At 69.4% G+C, this 24,334-nt stretch carries 23 protein-coding genes; 12 read left to right on the top strand and 11 right to left on the bottom strand.

Annotated features, from left to right (window positions below):
- The first annotated feature begins 58 nt into the window (after positions 1–58).
- The 4 genes from ACZ4M5_RS27420 (at position 59) to ACZ4M5_RS27435 (ending at position 4,449) form a co-directional block, all read left to right on the top strand.
- Positions 59–1,336, top strand: a complete 1,278-nt coding sequence (locus ACZ4M5_RS27420) for an MFS transporter (protein ID WP_467740475.1) — start codon at positions 59–61, stop codon at positions 1,334–1,336.
- A gap of 383 nt (positions 1,337–1,719) precedes the next feature.
- Complete coding sequence (locus ACZ4M5_RS27425) at positions 1,720–2,538, top strand: enoyl-CoA hydratase/isomerase family protein (RefSeq protein WP_225651894.1); 819 nt, start codon at positions 1,720–1,722, stop codon at positions 2,536–2,538.
- 121 nt (positions 2,539–2,659) lie between these two features.
- Positions 2,660–3,559 (top strand): alpha/beta hydrolase, encoded by a 900-nt coding sequence (locus ACZ4M5_RS27430; RefSeq protein ID WP_467740477.1) that lies wholly within the window; start codon positions 2,660–2,662, stop codon positions 3,557–3,559.
- Positions 3,560–3,801: 242 nt separating this feature from the next.
- Positions 3,802–4,449, top strand: a complete 648-nt coding sequence (locus ACZ4M5_RS27435) for a DsbA family oxidoreductase (protein WP_467740479.1) — start codon at positions 3,802–3,804, stop codon at positions 4,447–4,449.
- A gap of 240 nt (positions 4,450–4,689) precedes the next feature.
- Here ACZ4M5_RS27435 and ACZ4M5_RS27440 read toward each other — a convergent pair whose 3' ends face one another.
- Positions 4,690–5,517 carry a helix-turn-helix domain-containing protein gene (locus ACZ4M5_RS27440; protein WP_467740481.1) on the bottom strand — a complete coding sequence of 276 codons (828 nt, stop codon included), beginning with the start codon at positions 5,515–5,517 and terminating at the stop codon, positions 4,690–4,692.
- A gap of 589 nt (positions 5,518–6,106) precedes the next feature.
- Entirely contained in the window at positions 6,107–6,598 is a 492-nt protein-coding gene (locus ACZ4M5_RS27445) for a MarR family winged helix-turn-helix transcriptional regulator (protein ID WP_467740483.1), read from the bottom strand.
- A 208-nt stretch (positions 6,599–6,806) separates the two neighbouring features.
- Here ACZ4M5_RS27445 and ACZ4M5_RS27450 point away from each other — a divergent pair, with 208 nt between their 5' ends.
- Positions 6,807–7,652 carry an alpha/beta fold hydrolase gene (locus ACZ4M5_RS27450; RefSeq protein WP_467740485.1) on the top strand — a complete coding sequence of 282 codons (846 nt, stop codon included), beginning with the start codon at positions 6,807–6,809 and terminating at the stop codon, positions 7,650–7,652.
- A gap of 228 nt (positions 7,653–7,880) precedes the next feature.
- Here ACZ4M5_RS27450 and ACZ4M5_RS27455 read toward each other — a convergent pair whose 3' ends face one another.
- From ACZ4M5_RS27455 to ACZ4M5_RS27465, 3 genes are all read right to left on the bottom strand, one after another.
- Positions 7,881–8,750 carry an oxidoreductase gene (locus ACZ4M5_RS27455; RefSeq protein ID WP_467740487.1) on the bottom strand — a complete coding sequence of 290 codons (870 nt, stop codon included), beginning with the start codon at positions 8,748–8,750 and terminating at the stop codon, positions 7,881–7,883.
- A gap of 86 nt (positions 8,751–8,836) precedes the next feature.
- On the bottom strand, positions 8,837–9,553 hold the full coding sequence (locus tag ACZ4M5_RS27460) for an SDR family NAD(P)-dependent oxidoreductase (RefSeq protein WP_467740489.1): 717 nt from the start codon (positions 9,551–9,553) through the stop codon (positions 8,837–8,839).
- Between the two features lie 377 nt (positions 9,554–9,930).
- Positions 9,931–10,548 carry a TetR/AcrR family transcriptional regulator gene (locus ACZ4M5_RS27465; protein ID WP_467740491.1) on the bottom strand — a complete coding sequence of 206 codons (618 nt, stop codon included), beginning with the start codon at positions 10,546–10,548 and terminating at the stop codon, positions 9,931–9,933.
- A 278-nt stretch (positions 10,549–10,826) separates the two neighbouring features.
- On the opposite strand from ACZ4M5_RS27465, the gene ACZ4M5_RS27470 reads away from it, so the two are divergent.
- The 3 genes from ACZ4M5_RS27470 to ACZ4M5_RS27480 all read left to right on the top strand — a co-directional run bounded on the left by ACZ4M5_RS27470 (position 10,827) and on the right by ACZ4M5_RS27480 (position 13,161).
- Positions 10,827–11,444, top strand: a complete 618-nt coding sequence (locus tag ACZ4M5_RS27470) for an ester cyclase (protein WP_467740493.1) — start codon at positions 10,827–10,829, stop codon at positions 11,442–11,444.
- Positions 11,445–11,560: 116 nt separating this feature from the next.
- Positions 11,561–12,325: an SDR family NAD(P)-dependent oxidoreductase gene (locus tag ACZ4M5_RS27475; RefSeq protein ID WP_467740495.1), complete on the top strand. Its 765-nt coding sequence runs from the start codon at positions 11,561–11,563 to the stop codon at positions 12,323–12,325.
- Between the two features lie 437 nt (positions 12,326–12,762).
- On the top strand, positions 12,763–13,161 hold the full coding sequence (locus tag ACZ4M5_RS27480) for a PGPGW domain-containing protein (protein ID WP_467740497.1): 399 nt from the start codon (positions 12,763–12,765) through the stop codon (positions 13,159–13,161).
- Positions 13,162–13,271: 110 nt separating this feature from the next.
- On the opposite strand, the gene ACZ4M5_RS27485 is transcribed toward ACZ4M5_RS27480, so the two are convergent.
- Positions 13,272–14,264 carry a helix-turn-helix domain-containing protein gene (locus ACZ4M5_RS27485; RefSeq protein ID WP_467740499.1) on the bottom strand — a complete coding sequence of 331 codons (993 nt, stop codon included), beginning with the start codon at positions 14,262–14,264 and terminating at the stop codon, positions 13,272–13,274.
- A gap of 358 nt (positions 14,265–14,622) precedes the next feature.
- Between ACZ4M5_RS27485 and ACZ4M5_RS27490 the strand changes: the two genes are divergently transcribed.
- Positions 14,623–15,288 (top strand): molybdopterin-dependent oxidoreductase, encoded by a 666-nt coding sequence (locus ACZ4M5_RS27490; protein ID WP_467740606.1) that lies wholly within the window; start codon positions 14,623–14,625, stop codon positions 15,286–15,288.
- Positions 15,239–15,889, top strand: a complete 651-nt coding sequence (locus tag ACZ4M5_RS27495) for a cytochrome b/b6 domain-containing protein (RefSeq protein ID WP_467740501.1) — start codon at positions 15,239–15,241, stop codon at positions 15,887–15,889. Before ACZ4M5_RS27490 ends, ACZ4M5_RS27495 begins: the two co-directional genes overlap by 50 nt.
- Positions 15,890–16,293: 404 nt before the next feature.
- Here the strand turns inward: ACZ4M5_RS27495 and ACZ4M5_RS27500 are convergent, their stop codons facing one another.
- The 5 genes from ACZ4M5_RS27500 to fae are packed head-to-tail and all read right to left on the bottom strand — an operon-like array spanning position 16,294 to position 21,643.
- Complete coding sequence (locus ACZ4M5_RS27500; protein ID WP_467740503.1) at positions 16,294–17,454, bottom strand: iron-containing alcohol dehydrogenase family protein; 1,161 nt, start codon at positions 17,452–17,454, stop codon at positions 16,294–16,296.
- A 34-nt stretch (positions 17,455–17,488) separates the two neighbouring features.
- Positions 17,489–18,427, bottom strand: coding sequence for an NAD(P)-dependent oxidoreductase (locus tag ACZ4M5_RS27505; RefSeq protein WP_467740505.1), 939 nt, complete (start codon positions 18,425–18,427; stop codon positions 17,489–17,491).
- A gap of 50 nt (positions 18,428–18,477) precedes the next feature.
- Positions 18,478–19,998: an aldehyde dehydrogenase gene (locus tag ACZ4M5_RS27510; RefSeq protein ID WP_467740507.1), complete on the bottom strand. Its 1,521-nt coding sequence runs from the start codon at positions 19,996–19,998 to the stop codon at positions 18,478–18,480.
- Complete coding sequence (locus tag ACZ4M5_RS27515) at positions 19,995–21,107, bottom strand: mandelate racemase/muconate lactonizing enzyme family protein (RefSeq protein WP_467740509.1); 1,113 nt, start codon at positions 21,105–21,107, stop codon at positions 19,995–19,997. Before ACZ4M5_RS27515 ends, ACZ4M5_RS27510 begins: the two co-directional genes overlap by 4 nt.
- A complete protein-coding gene (gene fae / locus ACZ4M5_RS27520) occupies positions 21,104–21,643 on the bottom strand; it encodes a formaldehyde-activating enzyme (protein WP_467740511.1) in 540 nt (179 codons plus the stop codon). The genes ACZ4M5_RS27515 and fae overlap by 4 nt, the downstream gene beginning before the upstream one ends.
- Positions 21,644–21,853: 210 nt before the next feature.
- On the opposite strand from fae, the gene ACZ4M5_RS27525 reads away from it, so the two are divergent.
- Positions 21,854–22,654 carry an IclR family transcriptional regulator gene (locus ACZ4M5_RS27525; RefSeq protein ID WP_467740513.1) on the top strand — a complete coding sequence of 267 codons (801 nt, stop codon included), beginning with the start codon at positions 21,854–21,856 and terminating at the stop codon, positions 22,652–22,654.
- A 161-nt stretch (positions 22,655–22,815) separates the two neighbouring features.
- Complete coding sequence (locus tag ACZ4M5_RS27530) at positions 22,816–24,297, top strand: NAD-dependent succinate-semialdehyde dehydrogenase (protein WP_467740515.1); 1,482 nt, start codon at positions 22,816–22,818, stop codon at positions 24,295–24,297.
- The last annotated feature ends 37 nt before the right edge of the window (positions 24,298–24,334 follow it).

Consider the following 24,334-nt stretch of genomic DNA (forward strand, 5'->3'; position numbering starts at 1 on the left):
CCCGGCAGGGCCACGACGCCTCCTCCCGCCCACCCCGAACCGTGCTCATGAGGAAACAATGTCCAGCGCAGCCACCCGCCCGGGCGTCAAGCGGGGGACCATCCCGGTCTTCGCCACGGCGACCGCACTCACCGTCTCCAACATCTACTTCGCCCAGCCGCTCCTCGACGAGATCGCGCACAGCTTCCACACCTCGGCCTCCACCGCCGGGCTGGTGTCCACCGCGGGGCAGATCGGCTACGCGCTGGGCATCGTCACCGTCGTGCCGCTCGCCGACGGAGCCAGGCTCCGCCGGTTGTCCACCGTGCTGCTCGTGATCACGACCGTGGGCCTCCTCGCGGCTGCGCTCGCTCCCTCGGTCGCCCTCCTGAGTCTGGCGGCCCTCGTGCTCTCCACCAGCACGGTACTGCCGCAGGTCATCATGCCGACCGTCGTGTCCATGGCCTCCGCCGGCAACGCGGGGCGCGTCCTCGCGGCGGTGGGTACGGGGCTCACTCTGGGTGCCCTGCTGTCTCGCACCGCCGCCGGGCTCATCGCCGAGGCGACGGGAACCTGGCGAGCCGGGTACGCCGTCGCGGCCCTGGCCACCGGCGCCCTTCTCCTGGTGCTGCCGCGCTACATGCCGGCTGACCCACCGGCACTCGTCAGGCACAAGGTGAGGTACGCCCGTCTGCTGGGCTCCCTGCCCCCGTTGATCACCCAGCACGCGTCGCTGCGCGTCTCGGCGGCGTTGGGCGCGACCGTCTTCGCGGCCTTCTCCGCCTTCTGGTCCTCACTCGCCTTCCACCTGACCGCGCCCCCGATCGGACTGGGACCCGCCGTGATCGGGCTGTTCGGTCTGTTCAGTGTCCCGGGTGCCCTGGCCGCGCGGTACTCGGGGCGACTGGCCGACCGGTGGGGTCCGTTGCGGGTCAATGTCCTGGCGCTCACTTCGGCGGCGTTCGCGTTCGTCCTGTTCGCGGTAGCGGACCGGTCACTGGTCATCCTGGCCGTCGGCTGCAATCTGCTCGGCTTCGGTACGACCAGCAGTCAGGTGGCCAATCAAGCCCGCATCTTCGCCGCACAGCCGGCCATCCGGGCTCGCCTCAACACCGTCTACATGTTCTCGGTGTTCGCCGGAGGTGCCGCCGGTTCCTCCGTCGCGGCGGCGGCCTTCTCCACGTTCGGCTGGGCCGGTGTGGTGGCGACGGGCCTGGGCTTCCTCCTGCTCGCGGCGATCGCCCTCACCTGGCACACGAAGCGAACCGGCCCCGGCCCGGCCGGTCGGCCCGCCGAGGCCGCGTCCGGCCGGGAAGCCGTGACCGACAGCGGCACGGCGCGGGTCGGTGGCCGGTGACGCCGACACCCCGACGTGACCGCGGGACGGGCGCTCCTCGCGTGTATGCAGCGACAGCTGCCTTACGACTTCCAAGCGTCCGGGCCCGCGGACTCCGGCGATGGCCGGTCAAGTCCACGACGCGGACGAGGGAACGAAGCGTGTCCGGCGACTGCACCTTGCTCATGCTGGGCACGCTGCCCACCCTGAGACTCTTTTTCCCATCCAGGTGCTAGATTGGATTACAGGTTCCAGCTCAGGCGTCCGCTGACCGCGACGCGGGAGCGGCTCTCCTGCCCGGCTCGGCCGGGTCGGCGCTCATCACCGGCGTCCGCTTGCAACCACCTCCCCCCTCATCACCGGCCCGCGGCGCGACCCGCCCGCGCGATCGTCAGGAGATCCACATGAGTGCCCAGGACCAGTTCACGGTCGAGGAGATCAGCCCTTCCTACTGGCGGGTGACCTTCTCCAACGGGGAGATCAACCTGATCGACCCCGACACCATCGAGCAGCTCGCCGCGTTGATCACCCGCATCGAGCAGGCACCCGAGCTGACGGCCGTCGTCTTCCGCAGTGCCAACCCGGACTTCTTCATGGCGCACTGGGACATGCAGTCCGACCGCGCCCGGGTCGCCGCCATGCAGCCCGCGCCCTCCGGACTGCACCCCTTCGCCGACAACCTGTACCGGCTCGCGCGGGTTCCGGCCGCCACCATCACCGAGATCGACGGCCGTGCTCGCGGGGCTGGCAGTGAGTTCGTCCTGGCGACGGACATCCGTTTCGCCGGGCCGGGCGCCGTCCTCGGACAGTTCGAGGTGGGCGTCGGAGCGGTACCCGGCGGCAATCCCACCGGCCGCCTCCCCCGGCTCGTGGGCCGGGGGCGGGCCCTGGAGATCCTGCTCGGCGGCGACGACTTCCCCGCCGACCTCGCTGCCGCGTACGGCTATGTGAACCGTGTGGTGCCCGGCGGCGAACTCGAGCAGTTCGTGGACGGCTTCGCCAGGCGCATCGCAGGCTTCGACAAGGTCGCCGTGGCCCGAATCAAGTCCTTGGTGGACGTGGAGTCCCTGCCGACGGAGGAGTCGTACGGCGCGAGTCTGCAGGCCTTCTTCCAGACCTCCGGACGTCCCGAGAACGCTCACCGCGTCCGCTCCCTCTTCGAGCGCGGACTCCAGCGTCCCGACGGGGTGGAGCTCGACCTCGGCCGCCGCCTGGCCGAGTGAACGGCGGCGGGCGCAGACCCGTCCGGCTGGATCACGGTCGCCGCCACGAGGGGGCCCGCGGCGACCGTCCAGCAGTACCCGAGGGCCCCGCAGTGCTGGCTGACGCGGAAGGGCAGAGGGCGTGACGTTCACGCGAAGTGACGTGGAGATACCGGCCGAGGGCGCGACCCTGGGGGGATGGCTGTTCATACCCGATGGTGCAGAGGAGCCATTGCCGGCCATCACCATGACCATCGGCCTCGGTGGGATCAAGGATCAAGGGCTCGAACCCTTCGCCAGGGCCTTCGCCGAAGAGGGCTACGTCGTGCTGGCCCATGATCACCGCACCTTCGGAGCCAGCAGCGGTACCCCGCGGCACGACGTGAACCCGTGGCAGCAGGTCGCCGACTGGCGCCGCGCGATCTCCTACCTCGAGTCGCGTCCCGAGGTCGACGAGCGGCGCATCGGCCTGTGGGGTACGAGCTTCGCCGGTGGTCATGCGCTGGTCCTCGGCGCGACGGATCGCCGGCTGCGTGCCGTCGTGGCGCAGGTTCCCATGATCAGCGGGTTGCAGATCGGACAGCGTCGCGCTCTCCCCGAGCACCAGGCGGCGGTCGAGCGGCGCTACGACGAGGACGAGCGCGCCCAGCTGCGAGGCAGCGCACCGGCGACGGTCACCATCGTCAGCAAGGACCCCGATGTCCCCGCCCTCTACCGCGACCCCGACGTCGTCGACTTCTACCTGCGGCCGTACGACTCGGACGTCCCGTGGGAGAACAAGCTGACTCTCCGGTCGAGCCGGAACAGCCGTATGTACGAGCCCGGGGTCTACATCGACAAGGTGTCCCCGACACCCCTGCTGATGATCGTCGGCACTCACGACACCATGACCCCCACCGACATCGCGCTCGCGGCCTACGAGCGTGCTCTCGAACCCAAGCGGCTCGAACTGATCCCCGGCGGGCACTTCGCGCCCTACCTCGAGGAGTTCGACTCAGCCCGCGCGGCGGCCGTCGAATGGTTCGGGAAGCATCTGTCCTGAACGGCTCTCTTCGAGTGCGGGGGCCGGCCGCCGTTGCCCTTCTCGTCCAGTGGGCGGCACCGCTGCTGGAGCCGGTACCGCCGCGGTGTGACACGGCTCCCTCACCGGGGAACGCGCGCAAGACGGTCGGTCGTCTACTATGGTGGAGAAGGGTCCGCGAGGTGACGGCCAAGGGGTCATCGCCAGGACGACCGAGCGGCCGGCCACCGGATGCCAGCCACCTCCACCCCTAGGAGATACAGATGATGCGTGTCGAGATGTGGACCGATGTCGCCTGCCCGTGGTGCTACGTCGGCAGGAAGCACTTCAGTGAAGGGCTTGCGGCCTTCGCGCATCGTGACCAGGTGGAGGTCGTGCACCGGTCCTTCGAGCTCAACCCCAAGGCCGAGAACGGCACGGTGCCGATCATCGACGCGGTCGCGGCCCAGTACGGCCGCACCCGCGAGCAGCAGGTCGCGCGCGAGCAGCAGGCCGCGGCCATGGCGAACGCCGTGGGGCTGGACTTCCGCATCGGTGGACGCGTCTTCGGCAACACCTTCGATGTGCACCGCCTCTCGCACTTCGCCGGGACGCACGGCCTGCAGGGCGAATTCCTGGACGAAGCCTTCCGGGTCAACTTCGCGGAAGAGGCGTCGATCTACGATCGGAACACCCTGTTGGGCCTGGCCGTGAAGGTGGGGCTGGAAGAGGCGGAAGTGCGCGACGTGCTCGACAATCCCGAAGCGTTCGCCGAGGACGTGCGGTCCGACGAGCGACTGGCCGCCGAACTGGGCGCCAACGGTGTGCCCTTCTTCGTGCTGGAGCGGCGCTACGGCGTGAGCGGGGTTCAGTCGCCCGGCATGTTCACGCAGGCGCTGGAGCAGGCATGGGCGGATCGTCCGGCCGCGTGACGCGTCCCTCCGGCTGCCCGCGGTTCGGCCGTCGGTGATGCCATGGTGCGCCCCCATGCGTGCCGCGGCGAAAGCGACCGGTCGAAGTGATGATGTCGCCCGGGACATGTCCGCGTCGTGGTCGACGCTCCCTGAACTTCGGTGGCAGCAACCGCCCCTATAAGGGCTGATCGTTCGGGGGCACTCGGGCGGTGAGTCGCGCGTACTGGAATCAGTGCGCTGCCGGTCCGGCACCCCGCTTCACGAAGCCAGCGTGAGCAGCTTGTCGTGGGACGGGGTGCCGGTCTCGGCGGACCAGACGACGAGTTGCTGCTCGCCACTGGTGGTCGAGGTGAGAGTGTCCCAGCCGAGGGTCAGCTCGCCGACGACCGGATGATCGAGTGTCTGCGTCCCGACGCCGTGGACCGACACATGCCGGGCGGCCCACCAGGTACGGAAATCGTGGTCCTGTACCGACAGTTGCCCTACGAGAGCCGAAAGGCGCGTGTCGTGGGGGTCGCGTGCGGCCTCCATACACAGCTGGGCCACGCAGGCTCGGGCAACGCCCTCCCAATCGACGTACAGCGCTCGCACGGCCGGATCGGTGAAAAGCAATACTGCGTAGTTCCGGTGCTTCTCCGGTATCTCCGAGAAGTCGGTGATCAGCGCTGCGGCGAGTGGGTTCCAGGCGAGAATGTCCATTCGACGACCGAGGATCATCGCAGGGCTGGTATTCAGATCGCCGAGAATGCGAAGCAGTCGGGGGTGCGCTTTTTGCGTAGCCCGCCGGACGGGGCGGTCGGAAATCCGTCCGGCGAGGTTGTACAGGTGAGTGCGCTGCTCGTCGTCCAGATGCAGGACACGCGCGAGTGTGTCGAGCACCGGCGCTGACGCCTGGCTGCGGCCTTGTTCCAGTCGGATGTACGAGTCCGTGCTGATCTGCGCCAGATTGGCGACCTCCTCGCGCCGGAGTCCGCTGACACGACGACGGCCTCCGCTGTCGGGTAGTCCGACGGTTGCGGGACTGAGAGCTGCCCGGCGGGCCTTCAGAAAGGCACCCAGTTCCCCGGGGTGCGCACCACTACTCATAACCTCCACTGTAATGCGTGCGCATGTGTGGTCGTATTCTTCGGTCTCCGGTTTTTGCCAAATCAATTATGTTGAGCCCTTGTTCCGAGCGCCGCCGAAGCTGACGCGATCGGTCTGCACCTCGGCGGCTCGGTGAAATCGCCTCACTGCTGGTCAAGTGCGCACTGCGTATAAGTCCGTGGGGTGACCGCCCGCCGGCGTCGGTGGGAGGGAAATGGATATGGGCCGCGCGATTGTGCCTCACGGACGGCCCTGACAGCTCGTCACGACGCAGAGTCTGCGGGGAGGCCAGGCACCACCATGGACGGCGACACTTCCCGGCCACCGGCCGGCCAGAGGGGCAAGCCGGTGGCCGCGACGAGGTCTACTCACGCCCCCTTGCTGCCGCGCCGGGGGAGTGGGCAGCGACCGGAGGCCGGCGGCACTTCGGTGCGGAGCTCCGACCACGAATTCGGGGCCTGATCGGTGAGCCTCGGCGCGACCGCCCGGGCCCGAGCGCATGACTGCGCGGAGTGCGTCACCGTCACCGCGGACAGCACCTATGTCTCAGCACGGCCGTTTCGGCCGCACAGGTCGGACCGGCGTGGCCTCAGGCCGTCCGCTGGGCCGCCATGGCGTGGTTGTGCCGGTTGACATTGACCGTCAGCCGCCGCACGAGTTCCTGAATGGTGGCGATCTCGTCCGGCGCGAGCCCCACGGCTTCGCCGATCGCGGGCGGAACGCTGGACAGGTGCTGATGGAGCGCCAGGCCTTCCGGGGTGAGCGCGATCTGGACGACCCGTTCGTCGTCGGCCCGGCGCTCCCGCTTGAGCAGCCCGTTCGTCTCGAGGCGTTTGATCAGCGGCGTGACCGTTCCGTAGTCCAACTGCAGTACGGCGACGAGTTCCTTGACGGACATGGTGCCGTGCTCGCCGAGGGCGACCAGAACCAGGTACTGCGGATAAGTGAGCCCCAGCGGATCGAGCAGGGGCCGGTAGGCGCCGGTGATCGCGCGCGAGGCGGCGTACAGAGTGAAGCAGAGATGCTGTTCAAGCACGGGAGCGGAGTGTGCCGGCTCAGGCGCGCTCACGTCGTCGGTCATCTTTCCGTCCTCGTCTCTCGGATCGGCCCGATCGGCCTCTCTTGCGGCAATTCGGACATTGACGCGTTTTCCGGTGAACACTATACACTCGCCTCCACTTAACTTGTGCACGAGACAATAGTGCGCTAGCTTTCTCTTCGTCGCCAGCGGCCAAGGCCACCGGACGGCACTTGACCCGCCTCATGTACACGCTCAGAAGGAGATCTCGATGAACGCCTCTCTCTTCCGCCCCACCCGCAAGCGCGTCGCCGTCGTCGGCGTACTGACGGGAGCCGCCGCGCTCGCACTGTCCAACCTGGCGCCGGCAGGTGCGACGACCGCGCACCACGCCCCGGAGAAGAAGCCGACCGTCGTACTGGTGCACGGTGCCTTCGCCGACTCCTCCAGCTGGAACGGCGTGGTCGAGCGGCTGAAGAGGGACGGTTATCCCGTGGTCGCCCCGGCCAACCCGCTGCGCGGCCTCACGAGTGACGCGGACTATGTCAAGAGCTTCCTGAAGAGCGTCAAGGGCCCCGTCGTCCTGGCGGGCCACTCCTACGGCGGTGCGGTGATCAGCAAGGCCGCCGAGGGTGAACCGAATGTGGAGGCACTGGTCTACATCGCCGCTTTCGCCCCCGACAAGGGCGAAAGCGCCCTGGAGCTGTCCAACAAGTACCCGGGCAGCACGCTCGGACCGACCCTGAACACCGTGCCCTTCCCGCTGCCCGACGGCGGCACCGGCAACGACCTCTACATCAAGGCCGACAAGTTCCGTCAGCAGTTCGCGGCCGACGTCCCCAGCCGGGTCAGCGACCTGATGGCCGCCACTCAGCGCCCCGTGGCCGCCTCCGCCCTGGAGGAGCCGGCCACCGGCGCCGCGTGGAAGACCGTCCCCTCGTGGAACCTCGTCACCACCCAGGACCTCAACATCCCGGCCGCCGCACAGCGGTTCATGGCCCAGCGGGCGCACTCCCACACCACGGAGATCAAGGCTTCCCACGCCGTCACGGTCTCCCGCCCGGACGCGGTCACCCGGGTCATCGAACAGGCCGCACGCGCCACCGCCGGTAACTGAACTGCTCACCAGGACACCGCAGGTACGCGGTGCCCGCGGCGCGGCACGGTCGCCCGCGGCCCTCGACGGGCCGTGGGCGCCGCGGGGACCGTTTCCACGCCCGCCGTGCGACACGCTGCCGGCAGGTCCGCAAGGCAGGTGGCCCGCTGTGCGGTGGGCCCGGGGCACCGCCGCCACGACCTCCAAGGCGAGCGGCGCGGCATGGACGCGGGCGCCCGATCCTCTCGGTCAGGTCGCACCGGGGCCGGTTGCCGGGGAGGGCTCATCGGCCGGGAAGTCGGTGGAGGCCGTCAGATAGGCCCAGGCGTCCATGTCCTCCTGGAGCTGTCGGCGGCCCTTCCGGACGAGGTGCAGCGCGTCGCTGCCGAGCAGAAGGTGCACGGGCGGATCTTCCGCCTCCAGAACCGTCATCAGGGCCTTGGCGGCACGCTCCGGGTCACCCAGCTGCTTGCCGTCCTTGCCCCTGCGGGCGTCCCGGATGGGATCGAACACGGTGTCGTAGTCGGAGATGGTGCGAGGGACACGCACCATGGAGCGTCCGGCCCAGTCCGTGCGGAACGATCCGAGGGCGAGTGAGGTGACATGGATGCCGAACGGAGCCACCTCTTGTGCCAAGGAGGCCGAGAACCCTTCGACGGCGAACTTGCTGGCGCCGTAGAAGGCGACACCAGGCAGCGCAGTGAGCCCCGCCATGGACGACAGCGTGACGATGTGGCCGCTGCGCCGGCGCCGCATATGGGGAAGGACGGCTTTGACGACCGCCACGGTCCCGAAGACGTTGACGTCGAACTGCCGGCGCAGATCGGCCAGTGACGACTCCTCGACGGTCCCCTCGAGCCCGTAACCGGCGTTGCTGACCAGTACGTCGATGGGTCCCGTCTCCTCCTCGATCCTCTGGACCACCGCGTCGACGGCGTGCTCGTCGGTCACGTCGAGGAGCATCCCCACGGCGCGGCCCGGGGCCAGGTCGGTGAACTCGGCTGCTTGGTGCGCCTGTCGCACCGTTCCGACGACCCGGTGACCGGCTGCCAGCGCCTCTCGGGCGAAAGCGCGCCCCAGGCCGGTACTGACGCCGGTGATCAGAAAGGTTCTGCTCATGAGTGCTCCAGTCATGGGAGGGGGGCGGGCTCCGCGTGGACACGCCTGGAGCCCGCGGCCCACCCTGTGGGCGGGGGAGTCGGAGATCAGTGACCGGCGCTCTGGCCACCGTCGACGTGCAGGATCTCGCCCGTGACGAAGGGGGCGTTCTCCAGGTAGACGACCGCATCGACGATGTCGCTGACCTCTCCCATCCGGCCGACCGGATGCAGCGCGGCGAAGGTGGAGTGGTGCTCTTCCAGGTGCATCGGCGTCTTGATGATGCCGAGGGCCACGGCGTTGCTGCGGATGCCGCGAGTGGCGTACTCGATGGCCAGGGCCTTGGTCGCCGACTGCAGACCGCCCTTGGTCAGTGAGGCGAGGACCGAGGTGACGGAGGAGTTGGCGTGATCGACCAGGCTGGTGGTGATCTGCACGACGTGGCCGCTGCCCTGGCGGAGCATCTGCTCGACCGCGAGCTGGGTGATGCGGAAGAAGCCGTCCAGGTTCACGCCGGTTACCGCGGCGTAGTCCTCGGGCGTGTAGTCCGTGAAGGGCTTGGCCACGAAGATGCCGGCGTTGTTGACCAGGGTGTCGATGCGGCCGAAGCGTTCGATCGCGGCACGTGCCACGCGCTCGCCGGTGGCCGGATCGGCGATGTCGCCCTGAACGGTGACGACGTCCGGGTCCTCGGAGGGAGCGATGCCACGGGATGTGGCGACGACCGCGTAGCCGAGCTTGCGGTAGGCGTCGACCAGGCCGGCGCCGATGCCCTGCGACGCGCCGGTGATGATGGCGACCTTCTTCTGGCCGGAGGTGCTCATGGGTGTCTCTCCAGGGGGATCGAGCGGTGTCTTGCGTCCGCTCTCTAAACTAGACGACCGGTCGACAAAATTCCAGTGGTCGAGAATCGGCGTGTCGGACGTGCGACTGCCCCTACCTGCATCGGGAGGCTCGGCCTATCAGGTGGGAGCACATGAGTCAGTCACGGTCCCGCCTCTCGGCCGTCGGGCCGCTCCGAGATCCCTCGATGGAGGCCGGGCAGGTCGCCGCGTGAGGTGCCGGGTGAGCCGTCGGCGGGCGGTGCCAGGTGGGGCCGCCCACGGGTCACGCGGTCCTCGGCGCCGTCACCCTGCGGACCTCGGACCGTGTCCTGGGTGGTCGGAGGGTTGTCGAGGCGGCCATGCGCACCGGCCGGAGGTCAAGCCGAGGTGTGCCCGTTTCCGTTCGGGAGCAGACCGTTCAGGACGAGGCTGGAGAGCATGTCGGCCATGCCGCTCGTGTGCTGTTGCGACACCGGAGCGGCCGTCGGGTTCAGCCGGTCGGCGATCGGGTCCTGTGCCAGGGCGAGCGCGGGGCCGGTGATGGCGAAGTACAGGATGTGCGGCGGCACGCGCGGTATGCGTCCGGCCGCGACGAGGTTGTCGACGGCCGTCTCGATGCTGTCCCACAGGGGCTGGATGAACCGTTGGTGCAGATAGTCCAGGCGAGCCGAGTCACGCGTCGACTCGTCGGCGACCAGCCGGTTCACCGCCGAGGCGCTGGCGGACAGCCGGTACATCTGCACGACGACGCTTCTGAGCCGATCGGCATCGTCGCGGGCCTCCGTCAGCCGAAGGTCGAATTCCGACTGGACGCCCAGCAGGGCGAAGTCGACCACCGCGCGCCAGAACCCCTCCTTCGAGCCGTAGCGTTCGTTGATGAAGTTGTGGCTGACGCCGAGCCGTCGGGCCAGCTCCCGCATCGTCGTCGCGGCGTAGCCGAGTTCCGCGAAGGTGTCGAGCCCGCGTCTGAGGATCTCGCTCTCATCCAGCTGCACGGGGGCGTACTTCCCGCGGCCCGGCGCTTTCGCAGCTTTTGGTCTGCTGTCGGTCACGTCGGCATCGTCCTCACCAGCTCGCGTGCAACAACCGCGCCAGGGGCCGATCACCAGGTGGGGCCCACGCGGGCAGACGCCAGTCTCCCACACCTGCCGACCGCACCCGCGGAATGCGTTTCTCCACCGCTTGACAAGTGTCAGGCCGAGAGTTACTACTTGACGCGTCAAGTAAATGTCGATGACGGCAAGCCATCGACCCGTTCAGCAGAGGTGCTCTCATGACGCTCGAGAACGACAGCGAGACCGCATCCGCACGAACCGCCCACCACGACCCGTCCAAGCGCCGGACGGTGATCGGCGTCGTGACCGGCCTCGCCGTCGCCGTCGCCCTGACCGCCACAGCCGTCCCCGCCATGGCGCGGGACCAGAGCCCGACCGCTGCCAAGACCGGGCAGTCCGCGCGACAGCACCTTTCGCCGCTTCAGGTCACCTCGGCGTTCTACGCCAGCTACAACGGGGACCTCAAGGCCGGATTCAACCGCTACATCTCCAAGAATCTGGTACTCCACGGCTTCAACGGCCCCGAACAGCGCAAGGACTGGCTCAAGGGCGACCTCAACATCAAGGCAGGGCTCGAGGGCTTCAAGATGACCGTGCTGGACCAGATCGTGGAGGGCAACAAGGTCGTCACCCGGTGGAGCTTCGCGGGTGTGCACCGGGGCACCATCTTCGGCATCCCGGCTTCCGGGCGGTCGGTCCAGCTCAGCGGCATCTCGATCGACCGTGTGATCGACGGTCAGTCCGTCGAGCACTGGTCGGAGGGGAACTTCGGCGTGTTCCTCGATGAACTCCGGGGCGAAGAGCCCCCCGGCACCGTCACCCCTGACGCCGCATAGGCGTCACACCCGGCGCGGCCTTCTCCGTCCGACCGGTCGAGGCCGCGCCGCGGGCGTCCCGCACGAGCGGGACGCCGCACCCAGTAGATGCAAGCGCAGGAAGCAGGAGACGTTCCATGGGCATTCTTGAGGGCAAGGTCATCCTTGTCACCGGCACCGCGAGCGGTATGGGCCGCGTCGCCTCGCTCGTCTTCGCGAGAGAGGGAGCGAAGATCGTCGGATGTGACATCCAGACCGAAGCCAATGAGGAGACCGCCGACCTGGTCCGACGCGCCGGCGGCGAGATGACCGCCATCGCACCGGTCGACCTCACCGACCCCGACCAGGTCCACCACCTCGCCGACCGAGCCGCCGCGGCCTACGGCGGGCTCGACGTCGTCTACAACAACGCCGCCATGCAGCGCTTCGGCGCCATGCCCGACTTCTCCGTCGAGGACTGGCGCGCCACCGAAGCGGGAGAACTCGACATCCCCTTCTTCGTCTCCAAGTACACCTGGCCCCACCTCGTCCGCCGCGGCGGCGGAGTGATCATCAACGTCGCCTCCGAGGCCGGTCTCATCGCCGGCTCCACTCCTCCGATGGTCGCCCACACCGCCGCCAACGCCGGCGTCATCGGAATGACCCGCCAACTCGCCCTCGAGGGCGCCCCGCACGGCATCCGCGCCGTGGCCATCAGCCCCGGCCCCGTCCTCACCCCCGCCAGCGACCGCGACCTCGGCGACAACCAGGCAGCACGCGACGCCATCATCAGCAAGACCCTCCTCAAGCGCTTCGCCAAGCCGGAGGAGATCGTCGAACTCGCGGCCTTCCTCGCCTCCGACCGCGCCGGCTACATCACCGGAGCCAACTACCCCGTCGACGGTGGAGCCAGCGCCTGGTGACACCGCAGAGAGGCCCGGGTCCGGGCATGGTCACTGCTCGCCCTCCCACGTCAGGCGGGGTTCGATGTCTCCATCGAACCCCGCCTTGCACTTCTTCCCCCTCGAGCGTGCTGTCACCGGGGTGCTCGGCCATTACGTCGTAATCACCACCCGCACAGGAGCAGACCGCGACAGCGACCGAAGCGACCGAAGCGACCGAGGGCAGGGATTGGCCCTTCCCCAGTCGGCCGTGCGGACCTCGCGTCACTCGGCCAGGCTGGGCGAGTGCTCGGTCACACCACGGGGTGAGCAGTGCCCAGCGACCGAAGCGACCGAAGCGACTGTTCTTCACAGTTTGCTCGGTCGTTCGGCATCGCTGCCGGTGACCGGCGTGTAACCGTCTTGACTGGTGACGCAAGTGGTCGGACAATAGCACGTCGAACCGTACGGAGGGCTCCATGCGCAAGAACAACGCAGTGAACCGGGCGGCAACCGTGCTGGCGGGCGGTGTGCTGCTGCTGACCGGCGTGGCCCTGCTGGTGCTGCCGGGGCCCGGACTGCTGCTCGTCCTCGCCGGACTCGTCGTCCTCTCGCGGCAATTTCCCTCCGTGAGCCGGTACGTCGACCCGGTGCGAGACCGCGCCTTGCGTGCAGCCGCAGACAGCGTCGCCTCACCGTTGCGGCTGGCCGGCTCCGTCCTGGCGGGGGCGGGGCTGCTGGCGGCCGGCGCGGTGTGGGGCATCATCCCGGCGCTGCCGTTCGGTGGCTGGGCCACGGGAACCGGACTGATCCTGTCCGGTCTCATCCTCTTGTCCCTGCTGGTGTGGAGCCGTCATAGACTCCGGAATGCAGAGTAGACGTCACGTGCCTGGCCGCCCGCTACGTACGGCTTCCGTCCGGCTTTCGTGCGGTGTGCGTACGGTTGGGGGTACCTCCCCCAAGTGCGTGGTCCTTGCCTCTGCTGCCGTCAGAGCCAGCAGCGCCGGGCTGCCTGATAGGCGAGCTGCATACGCGTGTCGGCCCCGGCCAACCCCATCAGGCGCTGGATGCGGCGCTGGACGGTCCTGCGGCTCAGACCGAGCTGGGTGGCCACGGCCTTGTCGGTGACCCCAGTGATCAGCAGGGACAGCACATCGCGGTCGACGGAGGTCAGCTCTCCCTCGGCGTCGTCCTCGGTGGTGAGACCGGCGTCGGACAGTCCGACGGGCAGTGCCTGCTCCCAGTAGCTCTCGAAGAGAGCGACCAACGCCCCCAGCAGGTTGCTGTCCCGGACCAGGGCAGTGGTCGGCACGTCCGGGCCGCCACCCGGCCCGCCGGGTACCAGGGGGAACACGGCGATGGAGCGGTCCGCTATGGCCATCCGCAAGGGCACCGCGGGAGCGATACGTGCCCGTTCCCCTGCCCTTACCCCGGTGACGACGTTGCCGAGCGCGCCCTCGTCCTCGAAGAACGCTCGCTCGTACACCACGCGGTAGGCCACCCCGCGGGCGAGCGCCGCGTACTCCTCGGCGTTGGTGCCGGACGGCATCGCGACGTACTGCGCCTTGCAGAACCACAGAAGTTCGCGCTGCGCGCCGTCCTGGATCTGTCGCAGATGCTGGCGCAGCGCCTCCGCCCCGGTGATCACTTCGAGGAGCTGCCCGGCATCGTGCCGGCGCACCGTCTCGCGATAGGCCTCGATCAGCCGGGCGGCCTCAGCCCGGGCCCGGTCGACGGCGTCCGCACTGTTCTTGACCCGCGCCAGCAGAGCCACGTCGGGCGGGACGGCCCGGTACGCCCGTCGGGCGCCATCAACGGCCACGGCGAGACCCTGAGCGGTCAATGACTCCAGAGCCCGGAACGCCCGGGCCGGCGGGAGCGCCGCACGCTCGGCCGCCTCGGCGACGGTCAGGCCCGCCGACCGCACCAGAAGCCGGTAGACGGACTCCTCCGAGGAGGACAGGCCCACCGCTTCGAGCATCGCGCACCCTTCCCCGGCGCTTCAGCGATCAGCATGGGCGCCTTCTCCGCCGCGTCGGTTTCGGACGTGCGCACCCTACGTCAGCCCGAGGCGGCAATCCATGTAGTTGCCCGATCCAGCAGTCTGCCCCCCGTCGCCGTTGACACCGGACGAAGCGCATGCCAGGATCGTCACCAGTTGAACCGGTGATTTCTGCTTCGTGTGTGTCTTGTGCTCGACAGGACTCACCTACGCGGGCGGCCCTTGCGGCAACCGCACACGTCACCGGGGAGCCACCACGGTGAGGAGCACACGGACCATGGCACGACGGCAGCCGAAGCCAGGGGCAGACCACGGTGCGCCGGTGGGGCGACGAGCGATGCTGGGCATGCTCGGCGCCGGCGCCGCGGCGCTGGCCACCGCCCCCTACCTTCAGCGCGGCTGGGAGAACGCCCTAGGTGCGGCCTCCCAGGTCGACGGGACCGGGCTGACCGGCCTGCTGCCCAATCCGGGCGGCTTCCGGTACTACAGCGTGGTCGGCTCGGTGCCGCGCAAGGATGAAACCAACTACGCGCTCACCGTCGGTGGCCTGGTCGACAGGAAGAAGACCTACACGCTGGCCGACCTGCGCGCGATGCCCCAGACCAGGGTCGTCGCCGACGTGCTGTGCACGGACGGCTGGCGCGTGGACGACACACCCTTCGAAGGTGTGAAGCTGGCGGACATCCTGGACGACGCCGGGGTGCGCTCCCCGGGCACAGCTGTCCACTTCACCTGCTTCGACGGCGCCTACACCGAGAGCCTCACCCTCGAGCAGGCCCGCCGCTCCGACATCCTGGTGGCCCTGAAGATGCAGGACAAACCCATCACCCACGCACACGGCGGCCCGGTCCGCCTCTTCGTGGCGCCCATGTACTTCTACAAGTCGGCCAAGTGGCTGTCCGGCATCTCGGTCACCGACAAGGTCGTCCCCGGTTTCTGGGAGGAACGCGGATATGCGATCGACGGCTGGCTCGACGGCGCCGACCGGCACGGGGCGGCCTGACCCTCCCGGGCGGGTGCGCCGGTTCAGCACCGCTGAGCGCTGGGTGCACCGGGCCACCGGGTACCTGATGCTGGTCTGTCTGGTGACCGCCGCGTGCCTCTACCTCGGCCCGCTGGCCCAGTTGGTAGGGCGGCGGCACGTGATGATCTTCCTGCACGAGTGGTCGGGCATCCTGCTCCCGCTTCCCTTCCTGCTCGGGCTGCTCTCCGCCGACTTCCGGGCCGACCTGCGCAGACTGAACCGGTTCGCGGTGTACGACCGCCAGTGGCTGCGGGCCGTACGCAGGCGCCGCAAGGAGCCCGAAGCGCGTCCGGCCGGCAAGTTCAACGCCGGGCAGAAGATCTACGCGGGCTGGATCGCCGGTGCCTTGCTCGTGATGATGTTCACCGGCCTGCTGATGTGGTTCCTGGGGCTGCTGCCCTTCATCTCCCGGACCAGCGCCATCTTCGTCCACGACCTGGTTGCCTGGACGATCACCATCGCCGTCCTCGGACATATGCGCAAGGCGTACGAGGACCCGGAGGCCCGCCTTGGGATGCGTACCGGGTACGTCAGTCGGTCCTGGGCCGAGCGAGAGCACTCCCGATGGCTGGGGGAATAGTGCGATCGCGCGCCCGTACGGGTGTCCCCGGGGGGCGAGGGACGACGCAGCTTCGAGGGCGTTGCGGTCGATGGCGAAGCCGTGGTCGCCCTCGCAGGGGTGGCCGATCTCCCCGGTCCGACGGGGTGAGGTGAGCGCGGGGAGCCGGGAATGCTGCATGCCCACGACCCCGGAGGGTCATGTCCGGGATGCGACCGCGACTCGCCGACCGATCGGCGCGGAGTCCGCCGCGCCGAGATGGCTGCGCACACCGGACTTGAAGGCGTGAGCCCGCCGGGCCGCCGGCCAGGCCGGCCGCCGGCCTGGCGGGCGAATTCGTTCCGGGGCCACCGCACGCCTTGGTCAGGAGACCGCCCGGACCGGAGCCGTTTGCAGCACCCCGTGCCCGAGCCCGGCGTCCGTGACTAGAAGACCTTGTCGAGGATGTCCCTCACTTGCTCCTCGGTCGGCTGGAGCGGCGCGTTGCGGGTCACCACGTCGGCGAGGGCCCCTCGGGCGATGGCTGTCATCATGTCGCGGCTCACGCCCAGTTCGCGCAGGGGCCGCTTGATTCCGAGGGCGCCGCTGATCTCCCGGACCGCGCCCACAGTGATCCGTCCCCAGTCGCCGTCGGCGGGCGGGGGCAGACGAAGGGCCCGGCCTGCGTGCTCGTACGCGTCGGAGGCTGCCGGAGCACTGAACTCCAGTACTTCCTCCAGAACGGCAGCCAGAGCGACGCCGTGGGGCGTGCCGGTGTGGGCCGTGAGGGAGTGGCCGATGCCGTGGACGAGGCCGAGACCGGAAAGGGTGAGGGCTTGCCCGGCCAGGTGGGCGCCCAGCATCAGTTGCGAGCGGGCCTCCAGGTCGGACCCGTCGTGGTGGGCGATCGGCAACCAGCGTCCGACCAAGGCGACGGCCTGCGCGGCGAAGGCCGCCGACACGGGGTTGGCGCCGCGCGAGGCGAGCGACTCGATGCCGTGGACCAGCGCGTCGATGCCGGTCGCAGCGGTGATCGATGCGGGCAGACCGAGCGTGAGCACCGGATCGAGGAGGGCGATCCGGGGTCTGACCGACGGATGGCCGATGTAGATCTTGCGGCGCGCGGCGGTGTCCTCGATGACGCCGAAGCCGTTGGTCTCCGCGCCCGTTCCCGAGGTGGTGGGCACGGCGATCAGCGGCAGCCCGTCGAGCGCGTCCCACAGACTGTCGGCGTCGGCGGCCTGCGCGTCGGTGTTGCCGACCAGCAGTGAGATGCCCTTCGCGGCGTCGAGAACCGAGCCCCCGCCGAGCGCTATGACGACCGCCGGCCCGAAGGCCCGCGCACATGTCGCGCCCTCGTCGACGTTGGTGGTGGACGGGTTGGCACCGACGCCCTCGTACACGGCGTGCTCCACCCCGGCCGCGTCGAGAACCTTGAGGACCTGGTCGACGACGCCGACGGCGCGCAGACCGCGGTCGGTGACCAGGAAGGCGCGGTCCATGCCGAGGGAGGCGATGAGGTCGGGAAGGTGGTCGACGCGGCCGGGTCCGAACTCGATGCGGCAGGTCGGATCGACGGTCAGCTGACTGGGGAGGGACTCGCCCATGGTGTGCTGCTCCTCGGAGAGGCGAAGGGATGGCTCAGACGGCGCTGAGAGCGGCGTCGTCCCGAGTGGAGGCGGGGTTGGGGAGCCGGAACTCACGCCCGGCCAGAGCCTCGTACAGGCGCACCGGGCTCATCTCGCCGGCCAGGTTGCCGTGCTGGGCCTTGGAGCGGCGGTAGATCTGCTCGACCAGCGCGGACAGTTCGGTGGACACGCCCAGGTCGCGACCGAGGTCGACGGCCAGTCCCAGGTCCTTGCAGGCGAGCATCATGGCGAACGAGTCGTCGTAGTCGCCGTCGGCGAGCACGCAGAGGATGTCGTTCTCCAAAAAGTTGGACGCCGCCGGGCTGGCGAGCAGCGAGTTGCGCAGCACTCCGAGGTCCACGCCTGCCTTGACGCCCATGGCGAGCACCTCGGAGGTGGCGACGAGGTGGCTGAACCAGAGGAGGTTGATCATCAGTTTGACGGTGTAACCGGCACCCAGGGGACCGACGTGCAGCACCTTGTCGGGGTCGCCCATGACTTCGAGCACGGGCAGGCACATGCGGAAGTCGTCCACCGCCCCGCCGACGAAGATCTGCAGCATGCCGGCCTCGGCGCCACGGGCCATCCCGCTGACCGGTGCGTCCAGACGGCGCACTCCCCGCCGGTCCAGCACCTCGGCCGCGACCCGCGCGGCGGCGGCCGGGGTGGAAGTGGACATGTCGAGCCAGAGGGCGCCCTCGGGTAGCGCCCGGGCCGCACCACCGCGCAACAGCACGTCCTCGACGATGCGCGGATCGGGCAACATGGTGATCAGCACTTCGGCATCGCGGGCGCAGTCCGCCGGGGTCTTCGCCCAGCGAGCCCCGAGTTCAAGGTGCTCTGCGGCGGCTTCGGGGCGAGCGTCGTGCACGGTGACCAGGTGTCCCGCGTCTATCAGGTGACGGGCCATGTGGCGGCCCATGTTGCCCAGGCCGATGAAACCGATCCTCATCGCTGTCCTCGCTACGGCTCTAGAGGTGAGTCAGGGGAAGTGGTGGCCGTTCAGGCCAGATTGATCCAGGTGGTCTTCAGCGCGGTATAGGCGTCCAGCGCGTGCAGCGACTTGTCACGACCCGCGCCGGTGGCCTTGAACCCGCCGAATGGTGTGACGACGTCGCTCGCGTCGAAGGTGTTGATCCAGACCGTTCCGGCGCGCAGCCGCCGCGCGGTGCGGTGCGCGAGGGTGACGTCCCGGGTCCAGACGGAGGCGACGAGGCCGAAGTCGCTCTCGTTGGCGAGGCGTATGCCTTCGTCGACGTCTCCGTCGAACGAGATCACGGCGAGGACGGGCCCGAAGATCTCCTCCTGGCCGACCACGGACATGTTGGCGACTCCGTCGAGCACGGTCGGCTCGACGAACGTGCCACCGGAGTCGGGCAGGATGCGGCGGCCGCCGAGCAGGACCCTCGCGCCGTCCTGCTCACCCCGCTTCACATACCCCAGGATCTTGCCGAGTTGTGCCTCGTCGACCACGGGTCCCATCACCGTGGTGGGGTCGAGCGGGTCACCGACGCGGAAGGTCTCCGCCGTGATCCGGCGTACCGCGTCAAGGAGTCGCTCCTTGACGGACGCGTGCACGACGACCCGCGACCCGGCGTTGCAGGTCTGGCCGGCGTTGTAGAAGATGCCCCAGGCGACGGCGGACGCGGCGGCCTCGATGTCGGCGTCGGCCAGGACGAGCTGCGGGGACTTGCCGCCGGCCTCGACCGCGACCTGCTTGCCGTTGGACTCGCCGGCGTACACCTGGAACAGGCGGGCGACCTCGGCCGATCCCGTGAAGGCGATCTTGTCGACCTCGTGGTGCCTTCCGAGAGCCTGTCCGGCGACCTCGCCCCGGCCGGGCACGACGTTGAGCACCCCGTCCGGCAGCCCCGCCCGCGTAGCGAGCGCGGCGAGCCGCAGAGCTGCCAGGGACGTCTGCTCAGCGGGCTTCAGGACCACGCTGTTGCCGGTCGCCAGCGCCGGTCCCAGCTTCCAGCCGGCGATCAGCAGCGCGTAGTTCCAGGGTACGACCGCCGCCACCACACCCAGCGGTTCCCGGGTGATCAGAGCCAGGGCGTCGCCGGGCGTCGGCGCGACCTCGTCGTACGTCTTGTCGATCGCCTCCGCGTACCAGGCGATGGTCTCGGCGGTCTTGACCACGTCGATGCGCACCGACTCCGTGATGGGCTTGCCCATCTCCAGGGTGTCGAGCAGGGCCAGTTGCTCGGCGTCGGCGAGGATCAGTTCGGCCCAGCGCAGCAGGACGCGCTTGCGCTCCCTGGGGGCGAGGTCGCGCCAGCGGCCGTCCTCGAAGGCCGCGCGTGCGCAGCGCACCGCCCGGTCCACGTCCTCGACGCCGGCCGCCTGCACCTGGCAGAGAACCGTGCCGTCGCGCGGGGAGATGCTCGGGAAGCTGTCACCCGAGGTGGCGCCGGTGAAGGAGCCGTCGATGAAGAGCCGGGTCTCGAAGGACAGTCTGCCGGCCGCGGTCAGCCATTCGTCGTGCGTGCGTGCCAGCAACTCATTGACGTCATACGTCACTTGATTCTCCAGCGGTCGATCGCGTCCTCGTCGAGTTCGATTCCGAGGCCCGGTTTGTCCGGCACTTCGAGGTGGCCGTCGGCATGGACGCGCACCGGCTCGGCGAGCATGAAGTCGCGGCGCTCGGGCGTCCAGCCGGGCGGGTCATAGGGGTACTCGAAGTAGGGCCCGCCGCCGACGCCCGCGCACACGTGCAGATTGGCGAGGACGCCGATGCCGTTGGTCCAGCTGTGCGGGGTGAAGTGCCGGTGTTTCAGCTGTGCCAGTTCGGCCAGGGTGCGCGCGCGGTGCATCCCGATCGCGAGCACCACGTCCGGCTGGTAGATGTCGAGAGCATCCTCTTCCAGGTAGCGCAGCAGTTCGGTAGGGGAGTGGTGCATCTCACCGGCGGCGATGCGCACGCCCGGGTTCTCGGCGCGCAGCCGCTTGAAGCCGGCCAGGTCCGCGTAAGGAAGCGGTTCCTCGACCCAGAAGACGTCGAGTTCGGCGAGGCGTGCGACGGTCCTGCGGGTCTTGACGAGGTCGGAGGCGTTCGCCGTGTCGCCGGCCATCCGCCAGGACTGGTTCAGGTCGACCATGATCTCGAAGTCGTCGCCCAGTTCCTCGCGCACGGCACGCACCGCGGCGATGCCCTCGTCGACCCGGTCCCGGTCGATGCGGATCTTCATGGCGCGGAAGCCGAGCTCGCGTACCTTCAGCGCCGTCGCGACCCGTTCCTGCGGGGACTTGAGTTCCCCGGAGGACGCGTACGCGGGCAGTCTGCGCGTCGCGTTGCCGAACAGCTCCGACACCGGGCGGCCGTGCACCTTGCCGATGACGTCCCACAGCGCGGCTTCCAGAGGCCAGTAATAGGCCCCGTGGAAGTTGGCCGTCTCGATCGCCCTGACGTGCCGGGTGATGTCGAGCGGGTCCTCACCGACGAACAGGTGCCTGTACGTCTCGAATCCGTCCATCACATCACCCGAGCCGATGCCGGTGATCCCCTCGTCGGTGTGGACGCGGACGATCGTGGCGTCGAAGTGGCGGCGCGGCTCGGGGTCCCAGGCGGCACGGAACGGCGGGTCCAGTTCCAGGCGCAGCCGGTCCAGGCTGATGTCGGTGATCTTCATCGGGTGAGTACCTCCGCGGAGGGCGTGTAGAACGGGTTCGCGGGCCCGTCCTGGGCGGCGTCGCGGACCTCCCGGATGGTCGGCGTACCCGTGACGGCGGCGCGGACGGCGCCGTAGGCGGCGGCACGCTGGTGACGGAAGGAGACATCGAGGTCGTCGACCTCCGGGTTGACCCACACGGCGGCGATGATCAGCAGGTCGTCCGCCTCCTGTGCGGGCAGCAGATCCTCCGCAACGGCATCCAGTACGCCTTGGGCCAGACCTGCCTGCGCCGAGCCCCAGGTGGCCCGCTGGTGCAGCTCTCCGCCGGCTGCGGCCTTGTTGACGAACAACGTCAAGGGCTTGACCGGCACCGACGGGCGCACGACCGTCATGAACGGGACGTGACCGACGCTGGGCGTGGCCAGCGCGGTCGCCCACGCCGTCTCCACCGGGCCGCCTTTGCGGCCGATGACGACGTTCGTGTGCGCGGCATTGACACCCTCACCGACGAAGGACTCGCCGATGAGCGCGGTCGGGGTAATGGGGGAGGACATGAAGCTCCTGGACCTCTGGAAGGGGGGGCCTACCGGGGACGGGACGAACGCCGCGATCCGTGCAGTTCATCCGGCTCGATGCGGCGAATCTAGGTCGGTCGGCACCCTCCTGCAAGGCTCCGACGAGAATCGAAATGCCGGTTGCTCTGCTGGCAACCAGGGCTCTGACCTGCGGTTCCATTCCGCGGACATGAGCTTAGGATGAGGTGCGTGACGCAGACCCCCTCGTCCGCACCAAACTCGCAGCGCGGCCACGGCCTGCGGCGCGACATCGACCTGCTGGAGGCCCTCGCCTCCGACGAGGCACAGAACGCCGGCGGCCTCGGAGTCGTACGCATTTCCCAACTGGTCGGCCGCGAGAAGACGCAGATCTCACGGGCCCTGAAGGTGCTCGCCGCGGAGGGGATCGTCGAGCGCGACCCCGACACCCTGGAGTACCGCCTCGGCTGGCGGTTGTTCTCCCTTGTCGCACGGACCTCGGAGAGCCGCCTCGTACGCATGGCCGAGCCGGTCATGCACGCGCTGTCGGCGGACCTGGAGGAAACCAGTCACCTGTGCGTGCTAAGCGACCGTGAAGTGCTCACCCTTCTGTCCGTCTCCGGCCATTCCTTCCGCGTGCACGGCTGGGAAGGGCGAGGGGTGCCCGCCTGGCAGACCTCGGCCGGACGAGTCCTGCTGGCCGACGCCACCCCCGACGAGCTGTACGTCCGCTTCGGCACAGCAGGCGAGATGCCGGTGCCCGACCTGTGGGCGCTGATCCAGGAGGCCAAGAGGCGCGGCTACGCGCGGGTGAGCGAGGAGTTCGAGCCGGGCCTCGTCGGGGTCTCCGCTCCGATCCGCGACTTCCGCGGCCGGGTCGTCGCCGCCCTCAACATCTCGGCACCCAAGGCCCGACTGGGGGAACGCCTGGAGGAGGCCGGCCGCGCCACCTCCGCCGCTGCCGGCCGCGTCTCCTCACTTCTCGGCTGGGAGCCGCGGCGGACACCGCTGGGCAGGGCGCAGCTGACGTGACGCCGCGGCGCGCAGCTCGACCCATCGCCACCCGCGACCGAGTTGCCCTCACAGCAACCCCCGTTGCGATACGGGAAGCAGCCTTGTCGGCCGTATGACGCGCTCGTAAATTCACCGCGAACCGGGCGGACCCTCGTCCGGAACGGAGAAAAGAGCAGCTCATGACCTTCGCCGGCATCGACTCACTCGCCAAGGCCCCGCTCGCCGAAGGCGATGTCCTGGTGGGCGGGCAATGGCGCGCCGCCGAGGATGGCCGGACGTATCCCGTGTTCGACCCCGCCACCGGGGAGCTGATCCGTGAGGTGTCGGCAGCGGGACCGGCCGACGCACGTGCCGCCGTCGAGGCGGCCCAGGTCGCGGCCGCGGCGTGGCGGGCGACGCCCGCAAGGCGCCGCTCGGAGATCCTGCACGGCGCGTACACACTGATGCGCGAGCACACTGACACCCTTGCCCGCCTCATCGTCCTGGAGAACGGCAAGGCATACCGGGACGCGGCCGCCGAGGTCGGCTACGCGGCCGAGTTCTTCCGCTGGTTCGCCGAGGAGGCCGTCCGTATCGGTTCCTCCTTCGGTGACGCTCCGGCGGGCGGTTACCGCCACGTCGTGCGCAAACACCCCGTCGGAGTAACCGCGTTCGTCACCCCGTGGAACTTCCCGGCCGCCATGGCCACCCGCAAGATCGCACCTGCACTGGCCGCCGGCTGCCCCGTCCTCCTCAAGCCGGCACCGGAAACCCCGCTGACCGCCCTCGCGGTCGCAACGCTCCTCACGGCGGCCGGCCTGCCCGACGGCCTGCTCAACATCCTGCCCACCGACCGCGCCCCCGAGGTCGTGTCCGTCTGGCTCGGCGACGAACGGGTACGCAAGTTCTCCTTCACCGGCTCCACCGCCACCGGCAAGGTCCTGCTCCGGCAGGCCGCCGAGAACGTCGTCAACGTGACCATGGAACTCGGCGGCAACGCTCCCTTCGTGGTATGCGAGGACGCTGATGTCGACGCCGCCGTCCGCGGCGCCATGGACGCCAAGATGCGCGGCGGGGGCGAGGTCTGTGTCGCCGCCAACCGGTTCTACGTCCACGCCTCCGTCGCCGCCGAGTTCACCGAGAAGTTCGGTGCCGCCATGGCTGCCGTCCGTACCGGGCCGGGACTGGAGCCGGGCGTCGAGCTCGGCCCGATGATCAACCGGGCCGCCGTCGACAAGATCCGCTCCCTGGTCGATGACGCGGTGGCCCGCGGCGCGCGGATCGTCGCACGCGGCGAAGTCCCGGACGGGCCGGGTCACTTCCAGGCCGCCATGGTCCTGACCGATGTCCCTGACGACGCCGCCATCCTCCATGACGAGGTTTTCGGCCCGGTGGCGCCGCTGACGACCTTCACCGACGAGGAGGAGATGATCACCCGGGCCAACGCGACGGTCCACGGTCTGGCCTCCTATGTCTACTCACGCGATCTGGCACGCGCCCTGCGCATCGCCGAGCGTCTGGAGGTCGGCATGGTCGGCCTCAACCGGGGCCTGCTGTCCGACCCGGCCGCACCCTTCGGCGGCGTCAAGCAGTCGGGGCTCGGCCGCGAAGGCGGCCGCGAGGGTATAGAGGCGTTCCTCGAGACGCAGTACATCGCCGTCGACTGGCCGACGGCCCTCTGAACGACCACTCCTCCCCGCACCCTTACTCCCGCCTGCC

The sequence above is a fragment of the Streptomyces sp. NPDC026246 genome (genome assembly GCF_055567995.1).

Coding starts and splice junctions, on each gene's coding strand:
- ACZ4M5_RS27420 (WP_467740475.1), top strand. CDS start 59: ATGTCCAGCGCAGCCACCCGCCCGGGCGTCAAGCGGGGGACCATCCCG.
- ACZ4M5_RS27425 (WP_225651894.1), top strand. CDS start 1,720: ATGAGTGCCCAGGACCAGTTCACGGTCGAGGAGATCAGCCCTTCCTAC.
- ACZ4M5_RS27435 (WP_467740479.1), top strand. CDS start 3,802: ATGATGCGTGTCGAGATGTGGACCGATGTCGCCTGCCCGTGGTGCTAC.
- ACZ4M5_RS27440 (WP_467740481.1), bottom strand. CDS start 5,517: ATGAGTAGTGGTGCGCACCCCGGGGAACTGGGTGCCTTTCTGAAGGCC.
- ACZ4M5_RS27445 (WP_467740483.1), bottom strand. CDS start 6,598: ATGACCGACGACGTGAGCGCGCCTGAGCCGGCACACTCCGCTCCCGTG.
- ACZ4M5_RS27450 (WP_467740485.1), top strand. CDS start 6,807: ATGAACGCCTCTCTCTTCCGCCCCACCCGCAAGCGCGTCGCCGTCGTC.
- ACZ4M5_RS27455 (WP_467740487.1), bottom strand. CDS start 8,750: ATGAGCAGAACCTTTCTGATCACCGGCGTCAGTACCGGCCTGGGGCGC.
- ACZ4M5_RS27460 (WP_467740489.1), bottom strand. CDS start 9,553: ATGAGCACCTCCGGCCAGAAGAAGGTCGCCATCATCACCGGCGCGTCG.
- ACZ4M5_RS27470 (WP_467740493.1), top strand. CDS start 10,827: ATGACGCTCGAGAACGACAGCGAGACCGCATCCGCACGAACCGCCCAC.
- ACZ4M5_RS27475 (WP_467740495.1), top strand. CDS start 11,561: ATGGGCATTCTTGAGGGCAAGGTCATCCTTGTCACCGGCACCGCGAGC.
- ACZ4M5_RS27480 (WP_467740497.1), top strand. CDS start 12,763: ATGCGCAAGAACAACGCAGTGAACCGGGCGGCAACCGTGCTGGCGGGC.
- ACZ4M5_RS27485 (WP_467740499.1), bottom strand. CDS start 14,264: ATGCTCGAAGCGGTGGGCCTGTCCTCCTCGGAGGAGTCCGTCTACCGG.
- ACZ4M5_RS27490 (WP_467740606.1), top strand. CDS start 14,623: ATGCTGGGCATGCTCGGCGCCGGCGCCGCGGCGCTGGCCACCGCCCCC.
- ACZ4M5_RS27495 (WP_467740501.1), top strand. CDS start 15,239: ATGCGATCGACGGCTGGCTCGACGGCGCCGACCGGCACGGGGCGGCCT.
- ACZ4M5_RS27500 (WP_467740503.1), bottom strand. CDS start 17,454: ATGGGCGAGTCCCTCCCCAGTCAGCTGACCGTCGATCCGACCTGCCGC.
- ACZ4M5_RS27505 (WP_467740505.1), bottom strand. CDS start 18,427: ATGAGGATCGGTTTCATCGGCCTGGGCAACATGGGCCGCCACATGGCC.
- ACZ4M5_RS27515 (WP_467740509.1), bottom strand. CDS start 21,107: ATGAAGATCACCGACATCAGCCTGGACCGGCTGCGCCTGGAACTGGAC.
- fae (WP_467740511.1), bottom strand. CDS start 21,643: ATGTCCTCCCCCATTACCCCGACCGCGCTCATCGGCGAGTCCTTCGTC.
- ACZ4M5_RS27530 (WP_467740515.1), top strand. CDS start 22,816: ATGACCTTCGCCGGCATCGACTCACTCGCCAAGGCCCCGCTCGCCGAA.